Consider the following 12899-nt stretch of genomic DNA (forward strand, 5'->3'; position numbering starts at 1 on the left):
GCTCCGTCCGCCACCCCCCACGCCTCATCGCGTGACCGCAGCCGGCACGACGACGCGGTGGCCGAACGCGAAGAGCGGATCCACGGTGTCATGCGGCACGTCTTCGCGCGATCGACGCACCGCCTCCATCGAGCGCGGAATCTCGAACGGCAGGCTGCCCCGAGGGTGGATGACGCCGGTGAGCGCCGCGACGAACGCCTCGTCGCCGGTGCCGAAGCTCGCCGTGAGAACGCGTGCGATCCGGGCCAGGGGCTCGAGGATCGCCGGGCGCTCCAGCGACACGTCGATCACCAGGGGCACCTCGGCGGCGATGGCGGCGAGTCGCGCGACCAGTCCCGGGCGGAACTCCAGCGACCCTTGATGGAACAGCGATTCGAACAGCAGATCGTCGCGCGGCTCGTACGGTGCGGCAAGTCGCACCACAGCGATGTCGGCATCCCCCGGATGGTCGACGACGGTTCCGAGCGCCGCCGCCGCCGAGTGCGACAACCCCTCGACATAGACGCGCGCGTCCGCCGAGAGGGGCAGCATCCACCCTTCGTCCTGAAGGACGGCGAGCGATTCGCCCTGCGCCCGGAATCCGAGCGCGCGGAAGTCGGCGTTGCCGACGATCCGCTCGGCCTCGTCTTCGTCCACGAAGGGATCGTCGAACAGCCCGAGGCGGAACTTGAGCTCGAGGATCCGACGGGCAGACTCATCGATGCGCGCCTCCGGCACGCGACCGTCGCGGACGAGCTCGCACAGGATCTCGACGCATTCCTCGCCGCCGAACTGGTCGCATCCGGCATCCAGGATCGCCAGCATCCGCTCGGCCGGGCTGAGATGCTCGACGCCCCACGCCTTCGCGGGCAGCACCTGCCCGTGGGCGACGTTGTCGTTGACCAGCTCCCAGTCGGTCACCACAAGACCGTCGAACCCGAGCTGCTCGCGCAGCAGACCGGTGACGATGCGACGGTTGAAGCCGAAGCCGACCGCCGGCACCGGCCGGCCGTCGAGCTCGAGACCGACCGGCATGCCGTAGTACGGCATCATTCCCGCGGTGCCGCACGCCACGGCCGCGCGGAAGGGCGCGAGGTGCAGGTCGAACGCACCGCCGGGGTAGACCTGCTCCCGTCCGTAGGGGAAGTGCGCGTCCTCGCCGTCCTGCTGGGGGCCCGCTCCGGGAAAGTGCTTGGTCACGCATGCCACAGATGACTCACTGATCTCGGTCCCCTGGAACCCCTCGATGTAGGCGCTGAGCGCCCGCGTGGTCCGTTCCGGATCGGCCCCGAACGTGTGCAGCTGTCGCCCCCAGCGCGGCTCGGTGGCGAGATCAACCTGCGGATGAAGCGCCATCCGGATGCCGACGGCGAGGTACTCCCGGCGTGCGATGTCGGCGAACGCCCGGATGTCGTCGTCGTCGAGTCCGGCGAGACCGAGCGGCTCCGGCCACTGGGAGAAGGCGCCGGCGGTGAAGGACGTGCCGGCATTCTCGACGAACGCGTGACGCGGGTCGGTGCTGATCGTGACCGGGATGCCGTGGGGCGTCTGCTCCGCGAGCCGCTGGAGGGCGTTCGCCCACCGTGCGGCATCCCGGCCCGCTCCCAGGGCGTGGACGTTGAAATGGTTGAGATGCTTCTCAAGCACGACGGTGCGCGTCGAGGACTTGCTCAATGCGCCCGGGGCATCCAGGAGCGTCCCGTTCGGTCCGCTCTCGATGACCGTGTGGAACATCAGTCCCACCTTCTCCTCGATCGAGAGACGGCCGAGGAGGTCGGCCGTCCGTGCGACCGGATCGAGCCGAGGGTCTTCGTACGGATCCAGCACGCCGTTTCCGTTGAGGTCTCGCCAGGGGGTCGCTGCGGGGATCGGGGTGGTCGTGGGGACGGGCGCGGGCACGGGCACGGAGGTCCTTTCTGCGGGTGCGAGGGGCAGCACGGGCCTCAGCCCTTGAGACCGGTGAAGCCGATCCCCCGGACGATGGACCGCTGGAAGATCAGGAAGATGATGATGGGCGGGATGCTGGCGATGAGCAGCCCGGAGATCAGATACGCGGGGTTCGTCGCCTGCGCCAAGCGAGGCAGCGCGACCGCCAAGGGCTGGGTTTCGGGATCCGTCAGGACGATCAGCGGCCAGAGGAACTCCTTCCATGCCGACATGATCGACAACAGCGAGACCACGGCGATGATCGGCCGTGACATCGGCAGGACGATGCGCCAGAAGACGGTGAACCAGCCGGCGCCGTCGATCTGCGCGGCCTCGAAGAGCTCCCGCGGGATCTCCTCGAAGAACTGCTTGACGAGAAGGATCGTGAACGCGTTCGCTCCTGCGGGGAGCCAGACCGCCCAGGGTGTATCGGTGATGCCGAAGCCGAGGAGCGGGAGGTCGAGCACCGTCAGGTACAGCGCGATGAGCGTGACGGTGGCCGGCACGAACAGGGTGACCAGGAAGGCGCCGTAGACGAACCGGCCGTACCAGGGCCGGATCACCGCGAGGGCGAACCCGGCGGTGGTCGACACGACGAGCTGGACGACCCACGAGCCGAGCACGAGCACCACGGTGTTGCCGAGGTACTGGCCGATGTCGAGCAGGTTCCATGCCGTGGGGATGTTCTCCCACAGCGCCGGCTCGGGAATGAGGCTCAGCGGCCGATTCACCAGGTCGCTGGTCGTGGAGATCGCCGCGCGCAGCATCCACACCAGCGGGATCGCCCCGAAGCCGATCAGCCCGGCGAACAAGAGGATGTGCACCAGTCGCCATCCGGTCCCGACTGCGGGGCGGCGCCAGTCATGGGCTGAGAGGATGCCGCGGTCGCTGGGCTCGGCGCGTTGCCGGCGCCGGCGGGCGGTGAGGGTCGGCGCGGTCATCGGGTGCTCCAGGATCGGGTGAGGCGAAGGTAGAGGGCCGACACGAGCACCAGGACGATCGCCAGCAGGACGCTCAATGCGGTCGCGACGCCGTAATTGCCGAACAGGAACGCGTAGCGGTAGATCATGAGCATCACCGTCACGGTGGCGTTCGCCGGTCCGCCGTCGGTCATGACGTAGGGCTCCGTGAACACCTGGATGGCGCCGATGATCTGCAGCAGAAGCAGGATCAGGATGACGCCGCGCATCTGCGGCAGGGTGACGTGCCAGACCCGCCGCCATACCGATGCGCCGTCCAGCTCCGCAGCTTCGTAGAGCTCGGTGCTCACGCCGGTGAGGGCGGCGAGATAGATGAGGATGGCGGTGCCGGCGCCCGACCACGTCGCGACGATGACCAGGCTCGGCATCGCAAGTTCGGCGGATTGCAGCCACGGCAGCGGCCCGAGTCCGACCACCGCGAGGAGGCTGTTGGCGACGCCCGACTCTCCGGGTGCGAAGAACACCTTGAACAACAACACGGCCACGACCGGCGGGATGACGACGGGAAGGTAGGCCAGCACGCGCGCCACCGTGCCGCCACGGCGCAGCTCCGACATGAGCACGGCGCAGAGGAGCGGGATCGGCAGCCCGATCGCCAGCGAGAGCACGGTGAACCACAGGGTGTTCAGCGCAGCCTTGGGCAGAAGAGGGTCGGCGAACAGGGCCTCGAAGTTGCGCCAGCCGACCCACTCGGCGGGGGTGACGAGATTGGTCTGCTGGAATGCCAGCAGCACGCTCTGCGCTATCGGCCACCACGCGAAGTAGGCGAACACGACGAGCGCCGGCAGCAGGAAGATCAGCCCGGCCCAGGCTGCGCGGTGACGCATGGACATCGTGCGGCGCGGTGGCCGGCGCGCCGGGCGGCCCGCCTGGGCGGCACGGTGCGTGACCGTGCCGCCCAGGCGCTCGGGAGCGACCGTCATTGCGCGTGCTGGGCGAGGATCGTCTCGACCCGGCTCTCAGCGTCGGAGAGAAGGGCGTCGATGTCCGCGTTCGGATCCGTGAGGACCGCCTGGACCACCGGGTCGAGCGCCGCGTAGATCTCCTGCGACGCCACCACCGGCTCGGGAACGTACTCGAACTCCGAGAGCGACGCGACGTACGGTGCGAAGTTCTCGACGGGGACATTCACGAACTCATCGATCGCGTCCCGATAGGCCGCATAGGTCTCGTCACTGAAGATCGGCAGCACGGGTACGCCGACGGGCAACCCGTCGGCAGCCGACGCCTCTGCGGTCTCGGCGGCCACATCGAAGTCGTAGTTCGGGCGGAGTGCCCGGAACACGATCCACTTCACAGCGGCCTCCTTCTCAGCCTGGGTCGCGGTGGCGCTCACCATGAGCACCGTGGCACCGGCGAGAGTGGCATCCGCGCCGCCCTGCGGCATGGGCCCGGCTCCGAACGCGTCCGGATCCCCGCCCTGCGCGATGTAGTTGGGGTACACGTCCGGCGGCGCGGACACCCACATGCCGACGTTCCCCGCCGTGAAGTCGGCGACGAGATCCTCCTGCTTGCCCAGGACGTTGTCTCCGAGCGAGTCATCCTGCCACCGCATCTGCTTCCACTGCTCCAGCACGTCGCGTGCGGGATCGTCATCGAAAGACGCCGACCACGTGCCGTCCGCGGCCTGCTCGATCATCGAGCCGCCGTTGGTGTACGTGTAGCCAGTCAGGTGCCAGCCCCCGCTGTTGTTGGTGCTGATCTCGCCGAAGCCGGTCTTGCCGGTCTTCTCAGAGATCTGCGCGGCGTACTCGCGCACTTCGTCCCACGTGGTCGGCGGGGAATCCGGGTCCAGTCCCGCCTGCTCGAAGAGATCACGGTTGTAGACGAGGCCGAACGCATAGCTCTTCTCGGGGATGCCGTAGACGGCGCCGTCCCGCTCGAGGAACTGCATCACCCGGGGGTTCAGCTCGTCGAAGCCCTCGATCTCGTCGGTGACGTCTGCCAGATCCGCGACCTGCCCGCGTTCGATGAGCGCGGGGGGCTCGGTGAGGGGCACACGAAGCAGCGTCGGCGCACTGCCGCCCGCGAGCCGTGTGGCGAAGGTCTTCGCATCCCACGGCACATCGGACGCTTCGATGGTGATGTGCGGGTTCGCCTCTTGGAACTCCTCGACCTGGCGCTCGAAGAGCGCGAGCGCCGCGGTGTTCGTCGCCGCCGGCTTGCCCATGATCGTGATCGTCACGTCTTCGGGCTCACCGGCCGTGGTCGGATCGGGGTTGCCGCCCGACGTGCTGCTGCAGGCCGCTGTGCCTGCGAGCAGCGGAACAGTGATGAGCGCGGCGAGGAGCCGGCGCGTTCGCTGGTGCATGTTTCCTCCGATAGGGACAGGTGCGGCGGTGCCGCGGTTTCGCGGACGGCGGGATCAGAGGATCCGGTCACACTCCGTCGTGCGTCGTGGCCAGTATGTGGGCTGACTTTGCGTTACGCAAGCATTTTTTACATTTTCTTAACTCGAACTTTATAACTTGTGAAGTATGGGCCGATTGTGATGTGATCTCGGCATGGCACCGATGTCCCCCAGCCGCCCCGCAGCGCTCGTTGCGATGGGCGCCTCCGCATTCGCGGACCTTTTCGACGCCCCGCGGCTGGCGGCGCTGCGCGAGCTCTCGCGGATCGACGACCCTGTCCGCGTCGACGACCTGACGTCGTCGGACGTGCTCGCCCGCCTGCGCGACGTCGAAGTGCTCATCACCGGGTGGGGCGGGCCCCGACTCGGACCGATGCTGCTGGCGACCGCTCCGCACCTCCGCGCGGTCCTGCACGCCGGAGGATCCGTGAAGGGTCAAATCAGCCAGGCCATCTGGGACGCCGGCGTGCTGGTCACCAGCGCTGCGGACGCGAATGCGATACCGGTGGCGGAGTACACGGTGGCGACGATCCTGCTGGAGGCCAAGCGGGTTCCGGCATACATCGACGGCTATGCCCGCACGCGCGATGTCGCGGGTGCGTGGCGACATGACCTTCCACCCGCCCTGGGCTTCGGAGGCACGGTCGGCATCGTGGGGCTCTCGCGCGTGGGAAGGCGCGTGGCCGAGCTGCTGCGCCCCTTCGATTTCCGGGTGCTCGCCGCAGACCCCCTGCAAGATGCGCGGGGTGCCGCGCTCGTGGGCGCGCAGCTCATCGGGCTGGACGATCTCATGGCGCAGAGCGACATCGTGACGATCCACGCACCCGAGCTCCCCGAGACGCGGCACCTCATCGATGCACGGCGTCTGGCCCTGCTGCGGCACGACAGCGTCCTCATCAACACGGCGCGCGGCTCCCTCGTCGACGCGGAGGCGCTCATGGCCCGCTGTCGGGAGGGCACGCTGCGTGCCATCCTCGACGTCACCGAGCCGGAGCCGCTCCCTGCCGACTCGCCGCTCTTCACGACCCCCGGCGTCGTGCTCACGCCGCACATCGCGGGCGCCATGCATGCCGAGACCCACCGGCTCGCCGATGCCGTGCTGGAGGAGCTGCGGCGGATCAACGAATCCCAGCCACCGCTTCACCGTGTCGACCGACGGAGCCTCAGCCACATCGCATGATCGATCTTGAGCGATCTCGAGAATCCTGTGAGTTCTCGTGAGGAACGTTAGTCTGAGCGTGGTTATGGCGACGGGAGGGGCGACATGCTCGCAGCGGAACGACGCGCGCGCATCCTCGAGCTCGCGCAACAGGACGGCGCCGTCAGCATCTCGCGGCTGACGGCGGACCTCGGCGTCTCGCACGTGACGGTGCGGCGGGATCTCGACACCCTCGTCGCCGAGAAGGCCCTCGACAAAGTGCGTGGCGGAGCGATGCTCCCGGCCGGACATGCCACACCGCCCCGCACATCGTCGGTGACGATCGGCGTCGTCGTCCCGACGTCGTACTACTACCGCTATGTCGTCGACGGCATCGGTGATGCTCTCGAAGGGGTCGGCGAGTTCAAGCTGGTGATCTCGGAGTACGACCTCGAGGTCGAGTATCGGCTGATCGAGGAACTGGTGGAGGCAGGCGTCGACGGGCTGCTGTGGGTTCCGACGGTGTCGGAGCTCGAGGAAGCTCCGGAGTTCGCCGCCTTCACGTCCGCGCTGAGCGTCCCCGTCGTGTTCGTCGAACGCGAGACTCCGGGCGGCGGGCTCGCGATCGTCTCCTCGGTCCGTTCGGCGCACGAGCGCGGCGTCGTCAGCGCGCTCCGGCACCTGTGCGAACTCGGCCATCGCCGGCTCGTCATGGTCAGCCGCGGCAGTTCGCAGAGCGCCGAGTTCGTGAGACGCGGCTGGCGCGATGCGGTCGAGCGACTGGGGTTCGATCCTGAGAGCGTCATCCTCGGACCGCGGGAGCTGGGAGCCGGCCCGACGTGGGAGCGTGGGAGCGCGGATGTGGTGCTCGACACGGTGGAGAGGCTCGGCGCCACCGCGGTGTTCAGCCACGGCGACGAGAATTCGCTCTTCGGGCTGGTGCAGAATGCCCGCAGCCGCGGACTCTCCGTGCCCGAGAAGCTGTCGATCGTCGCTTACGACGACGACGTGTCGGCGCACGCCGACCCTCCAATCACCGCTGTCGCGCCGGACCGACGCCGGGTGGGGGCACACGCGGTGCGCATGCTGCTGGATCTGATCGACCATGGCACGGCCGAGCCGCCTTTGCAGCTTCAGGTCGATCCCCGGCTGATCGTGCGCGCGTCGACGGCGCCGCCGGCCTGACGCGGCGCCCGCGTGACGGTGCCGGGTTCCTGGCCGCCGTGCTGCCGGACTGACCCCGGGGAGACGTGGGTGCGGACGCGCTCCGGCCCGCGGTCCGCACCCAGACGGCTCACTCGCCGTCGACCCGGATCACCAGCACCTCGCTGCGCGTCGCACCGGCGGGGTTCGAGAACTCGACGACGTAGCGGTGCTCGCCGGCCGCGCGTCCCTCGAGGGGCACCTCGACACGTTGAGCAGCCGGGCTGGCCGGCACGAGGGACCCGGAGGCGACCTCGACGTCGTTCTCGAACAGGCGCCATGCGCTCGCGTTGGTGCCCCACCACAAGTTCGCGGTGACGGTGAAGGTGCCATCGCCGTCACGGTTGGCGGCCGAGAGACGCGGGACGCCGGGTGCGGCATCCGTCACCTTCACGGTGACCGGCGAGGGACTGGTCACGCCCTGCGAGTTGATCGCTTCGGCGGTGTAGACGTACTCCCCCGTTCCCCCGTCCCGCGACGGGCACCACGACGGACTGCGCCGCCGGTCCGGCGGCGGCCAGGTCTGCCGTGTGGATCAGCGCGCCGTTCTCGTAGACCTTGAGCCGAGCCGCGTTCGGGCCCCACCACATGTTCCACCGGAGCTCGAAGTTCCCGTCATGCAGCCCGTGGGCCCATCCGCTCGTAGACGACAGCACGCCGGGAGCCGGCGGAGCCGTCTCGGTGTCGGGCGGGAGCGGGGGTTCCTGGGTCAGGCATTCCTCGTACTCGTCCGGCGTGGGCGACCAGCGGAACCAGTCGAACGCTCCCGTGATCTCCGCGGCGGCGGTCGACCCACGGAAGGCGAACGGCCCGACGTGCGTGAAGGGCGCATCAGCCACCAGGATCGGACGACCGAACGCCGAGAAGGCTGCGCCGTCGTACGACACCGACGCCGTGATCTGCGTGCCGTCGCTCGTCAGACGCAGCCAGATCTTGGTCGCGCCCGCCACCGCGGGCGGGGAGGAGTCCTGGCGGTTGGATCCGTTGCGGTGGTACACGAACTCGACCGTGCGGCCGGGCGTCGCTCGTCCGAGATCGAACTTGGCGTAGTGGGTGTCGGTCGCGTACAGCAGCAGGCCGGCCTGCTGGAACGGCTGGGTGGGGTCGATCTCGACGGGGGCAGTGAGCTGCCACGGACCTTCCGGAAGCTCCTGCTGGAGCAACGGCGCCGCGGCCACCCCGCCGGCGTACGTCGGGATGACGAGCTTTCCGTCCTCCACCGCGTGACGCGCCGACTGCTCCCTGACGACGCGGTCCCACACATCTCCGATGCCGTCCTTGAACTCATCCGAGCCATCCGCCGCGCACGCCTCGAACACCGGGTTCTCGGGATCGACCGGGAACTCCCCGGGGATCTCCACGACCGGCTCGGCGCCGTCCTTGGCCCACGCGATCGTCGCGCCCAGACGGTCACCCGACTCGTAGAACAAGTACGTCTCGTCCTGATGGGTCACGATCTCGGGCGACGCCACGCGGCCCACATCTGCGCCGAGGCCGCTCGCCTGGTGAAGGATGATCGGCACCTCGCCGACCTCCCGGAGCGTCTTGTCGATCGTGCGCGCGTAGCTCTTGCCGCTCGACGCGTGGTAGACCACGTACAGCTGACCGTTCCACTCCCAGAGATTGCCCGCCGACACGTTCTGGCCCTCTTCGGCGCCGGGGGCTACGACGTAGTCGGGATCAACGGTCCAGGTGATCCCGTCGACGGACTCGGCGAGGCGGATGCGCCGGATGTTGTCGCGCTCGTTGCCCATGTAGAACATGCCGTACGCGAAGCCCGAGGCGGGGTCGGGGTGCTCGAAGACCCTGGCGTAGCTCGTCTCGGTGACGTTCGGTCCGCCCATGGCATTCGACACCACGATGTCGCCGTACTCGAAATGGATGCCGTCGTCCGACGTCGCGTAGCGGGTGACCGAGTTCTCGCCGTGGAAGTACATGAACATGTTCCCGGCCTCCTCGTTCCAGATCGCGTCCGGACTGGAGGTGTGGCTGACGTCGTAGTGAGGCAGCCACTCGCTCGCGATGATCGGGTTCGACCCGTATTCGATCCACGGGCCCTCGAGGCTGTCGGCGTACATCAGGAGCACACCCGCGGGCGAATCGTGGGGTGCCGTGTACAGGTACCACTCGCCGAGGGGGTTCTCGAAGTGCGCTCCGGCGTGGAAGACGCTCGGGAAGATGTATTCGTTCGTCGGGTTGTAGTCCATCTGGGACTTGTCGGTGATGACGCCCTGGTAGCCGAATGTCGGCCAGCCCTCGGGCGGCGGCGCCAGGGCCGTCGGCGCCACCCCGGTCGCGGCCGCAGGTGCGCTCGGTCCCGCCGGTGCCGCATGCGCGGACGGGGCCACCAGTGCCCCGACCACGAGGGCTGCCGTCGCCGTCGCCAGCGCGGCGACGACGCTCGAGCGGCGTCTCGCGGTTGTTCTCATCCGTATCTCCTTTGATGCGTGTCCCGCTGTCGCCCGTGCCCGCTTTGACACGTCCCTGCGGTCTGTGCGTATACTCGGCGGCATCTGCTAATGCGCATTACCACCGCCGATTCGCTATGCTAATGCGTATAACCCACTTCGGCTAGAGGATTTCTCGCACCGAAGGGCCCAGCAGGTACGGCGAGGACGCCGTCTCACCAGAGGAAGATCGATGACGACACCACCGAGCGCGCATGGGCGCATCACCCAGCGCCGCATCGCCGAGCTCGCCGGCGTCAGCCAGGCGACGGTATCGCTCGTACTGAACGGGAAGGCGGATGCGTCGACGCGCATCCCGGAAGAGACGCGCCGTCGCGTGCTGGACGTCATCAACAGCACGACCTATGTCCCCGATCCCGCCGCCCGGCGGCTGGCCGGCGTAGGGAACAAGATCATCGGAGTGTTCACCTACGAGCCGGCGTTTCCGAGCGCCAGCCTCGACTTCTACGCGGCTCTGCTCACGGGGATCGAGTCCGAGGCCGAGGTGCTCGGCTGCGACCTGCTGCTGTTCACGAGCGCACCGGTCGAGGGTTCCCGGCGTCGCCTGTTCCATGAGAACAACCGTCTGCGACTGGCCGACGGGTGCCTTCTGCTCGGGCAGGAGATGGACACCGAAGAGCTCGAGCGGCTCGTCGCGAGCGGATTCCCCTTCGTGGCCATCGGCCGTCGCGAGGCGGAGGGCGTGCCCTATGTCGCCGCCGACTACGTGACGGGCACAGCGGCGCTCGCCGCTCGCGCCGTCGACCTCGGCCATCGCCGCTTCGCATACGTCCATCCCGACAGCCGAGGCGAGTCGGTGCTCGACCGTCAGCGCGGCTTCCGCGCTGAGCTCGAGCGGAGGGGGATCGCGGCCGACGATGCGACCACGTTCATCGCAAGTGCCGGGGAGGATGCCGCGGCTGACTGGCAGCAGGTGCGCGCCTCGGGTGCGACGGTGCTCTTCGTCGAGAACCCGACGTATGCGATCGGGATGTTTCCGCACATCCTCCGCGACGGCCTCTCGGTTCCCGACGATCTCTCGATCGTCGCGCTGGCCGACCCCTCGCGATCATCCGAGAGCGACCTCGACTTCACGCGACTCAGCCCGCCGCGCACACGACTCGGCTCGGAGGCGCTGGCCCTGCTGTCGCGCATCCTCGATCCGTCCGCCGAGGTCGACGAGTCGGAACTGCGCATCACCCTCGACTGCACAATCACCGACGGAGCCACCCTCGCCCGCCCCCGCACCGCTCAGGAGACCACCCGATGACCGAACTTCGCACCGAGATCCTCGTCGTCGGAGGTGGCCTCGGAGGCGTCGCCGCAGCGCTGGCGGCGCTCGATGCCGGCCGGCAGGTGGTGCTCAGCGAGGAGTACCGGTGGCTCGGCGGACAGCTCACCAGCCAAGCGGTGCCGATGGACGAGCACAGCTGGATCGAGCAGTTCGGAGCCACAGCCCGGTACCGGCGGTTGCGCGACGGCATCCGTGACCACTACCGACGCTGGTATCCCCTGACCGCGCAGGCCCTGGCCGAGCCCACTCTCAACCCCGGGAACGGCATGGTCAGCCGGCTGTGCGCGGAGCCCCGCGCCGGTGTCGCCGTCATCGAGGCGCTGCTTGCCCCGCACCGGGCGGCCGGGCGGCTCACCCTCATCCAGCCCGCGGTCGCCGTCGCCGCCGACGTCGACGACGACCGCGTTCGGGCCGTGACCCTCCGGCGTCTGGACGACGGCTCCGAGGTCGTGGTGGCGGCCGATTACGTCATCGACGCGACAGAGCTCGGCGACCTGCTCCCCCTCACCGGCGCCGAGTATGTCACCGGGTTCGAGGGACGGTCCGATACCGGCGAACCCAGCGCGCCCGACGAGGCGCAGCCGGGAAACCAGCAGGCCTTCAGCTGGTGCTTCGTCGTCGACCACGTGGACGGGGACCACACCATCGACCGCCCGGCCGAATACGACATGTGGCGCACGCAGCAGCCGTCGTACTGGGGAGCACCGATGCTGTCGCTCACAGGGCCGGACCCCCGCACTCTCGAGACGCTCACGCGCACCTTCACCCCGCACGGAGCCCGACCGGCCGTCCTCGCCGATCAGGGCAAGGACCCGGGCGATCGCGAGCTGTGGACCTTCCGCCGCATCCTCGCGCGCGACAACTTCACGCCGGGCTCGTTCCCCAGCGACCTCGTGCTCGTGAACTGGCCGATGATCGACTACCTCGGCGGCACACTGGTGGACGTCTCGGCCGAGGAGGCAGAACAGCAGAAGTCCAGGGCGCGCCAGCAGTCCCTGTCGATGCTCTACTGGCTGCAGACCGAGGCTCCCCGGCCCGACGGCGGTACGGGGTTCCCCGGACTGCGGCTCCGCGGCGACGTCACCGAGGGTCCTGACGGACTCGCGATGGCCCCGTACATCCGGGAGTCCCGCCGCCTGCTCACGGAGCAGCGCGTGACAGAGCATGACCTCTCGATCGCCCTCCGCGGCCACGGGCGGCCCTTCACGACCCCGGAGTCCATCGGCGTCGGCATGTACCGGATCGATCTTCACCCGACGACCGGCGGAGACAACTACCTCGACGTGGCCAGCGCGCCCTTCGAGATTCCGCTCGGCATCCTGATCCCGCGGCGGCTCGAGAACCTGCTGCCCGCCGGCAAGAACGCCGGCACCACGCACATCACCAACGGCGCGTTCCGGCTCCATCCCGTGGAGTGGAACATCGGCGAAGCCGCCGGGTCGCTCGCCGCCTTCAGCCTGCATCGCACGACCACCCCCCGTGCGGTGCGGAACACTCCTGCGCTCCTGCAGGAGTTCCAGTCCCTGCTCACTGACACCGGCGTCGAGCTCCACTGGCCCGACGTCGCCGGCTACTAGGAGAA

Annotated in this window: 10 protein-coding genes; 4 read left to right on the forward strand and 6 right to left on the reverse strand. The window is 68.8% G+C overall.

What is annotated here, in order from left to right; all coding sequences use genetic code 11:
• Positions 1–24: 24 nt before the first annotated feature.
• The 4 genes from B2K11_RS07835 to B2K11_RS07850 are packed head-to-tail and all read right to left on the reverse strand — an operon-like array spanning position 25 to position 5196.
• Positions 25–1878, reverse strand: coding sequence for a glycoside hydrolase family 3 N-terminal domain-containing protein (locus B2K11_RS07835; RefSeq protein WP_239525868.1), 1854 nt, complete (start codon positions 1876–1878; stop codon positions 25–27).
• A 44-nt stretch (positions 1879–1922) separates the two neighbouring features.
• Positions 1923–2846, reverse strand: a complete 924-nt coding sequence (locus B2K11_RS07840; protein WP_163617714.1) for a carbohydrate ABC transporter permease — start codon at positions 2844–2846, stop codon at positions 1923–1925.
• Positions 2843–3808, reverse strand: a complete 966-nt coding sequence (locus B2K11_RS07845; protein WP_163617715.1) for a sugar ABC transporter permease — start codon at positions 3806–3808, stop codon at positions 2843–2845. Before B2K11_RS07845 ends, B2K11_RS07840 begins: the two co-directional genes overlap by 4 nt.
• Positions 3805–5196, reverse strand: coding sequence for an extracellular solute-binding protein (locus B2K11_RS07850; RefSeq protein ID WP_163617716.1), 1392 nt, complete (start codon positions 5194–5196; stop codon positions 3805–3807). The genes B2K11_RS07845 and B2K11_RS07850 overlap by 4 nt, the downstream gene beginning before the upstream one ends.
• 193 nt (positions 5197–5389) lie before the next feature.
• On the opposite strand from B2K11_RS07850, the gene B2K11_RS07855 reads away from it, so the two are divergent.
• Together B2K11_RS07855 and B2K11_RS07860 are read left to right on the forward strand one after the other, a co-directional pair.
• On the forward strand, positions 5390–6415 hold the full coding sequence (locus B2K11_RS07855; RefSeq protein WP_163617717.1) for a hydroxyacid dehydrogenase: 1026 nt from the start codon (positions 5390–5392) through the stop codon (positions 6413–6415).
• Positions 6416–6499: 84 nt separating this feature from the next.
• Entirely contained in the window at positions 6500–7558 is a 1059-nt protein-coding gene (locus B2K11_RS07860; RefSeq protein ID WP_163617718.1) for a LacI family DNA-binding transcriptional regulator, read from the forward strand.
• A 109-nt stretch (positions 7559–7667) separates the two neighbouring features.
• On the opposite strand, the gene B2K11_RS07865 is transcribed toward B2K11_RS07860, so the two are convergent.
• On the reverse strand, positions 7668–7994 hold the full coding sequence (locus B2K11_RS07865) for a hypothetical protein (RefSeq protein WP_163617719.1): 327 nt from the start codon (positions 7992–7994) through the stop codon (positions 7668–7670).
• On the reverse strand, positions 7915–10005 hold the full coding sequence (locus B2K11_RS07870) for a DUF1349 domain-containing protein (protein ID WP_163617720.1): 2091 nt from the start codon (positions 10003–10005) through the stop codon (positions 7915–7917). Before B2K11_RS07870 ends, B2K11_RS07865 begins: the two co-directional genes overlap by 80 nt.
• Before the next feature lie 211 nt (positions 10006–10216).
• Between B2K11_RS07870 and B2K11_RS07875 the strand changes: the two genes are divergently transcribed.
• Positions 10217–11293 (forward strand): LacI family DNA-binding transcriptional regulator, encoded by a 1077-nt coding sequence (locus B2K11_RS07875; protein WP_163617721.1) that lies wholly within the window; start codon positions 10217–10219, stop codon positions 11291–11293.
• Positions 11290–12894, forward strand: coding sequence for an FAD-dependent oxidoreductase (locus B2K11_RS07880; protein WP_163617722.1), 1605 nt, complete (start codon positions 11290–11292; stop codon positions 12892–12894). Before B2K11_RS07875 ends, B2K11_RS07880 begins: the two co-directional genes overlap by 4 nt.
• Positions 12895–12899: the final 5 nt, after the last annotated feature.

The organism is Microbacterium sp. B35-30 (genome assembly GCF_010634855.1).
Classification (GTDB): domain Bacteria; phylum Actinomycetota; class Actinomycetes; order Actinomycetales; family Microbacteriaceae; genus Microbacterium.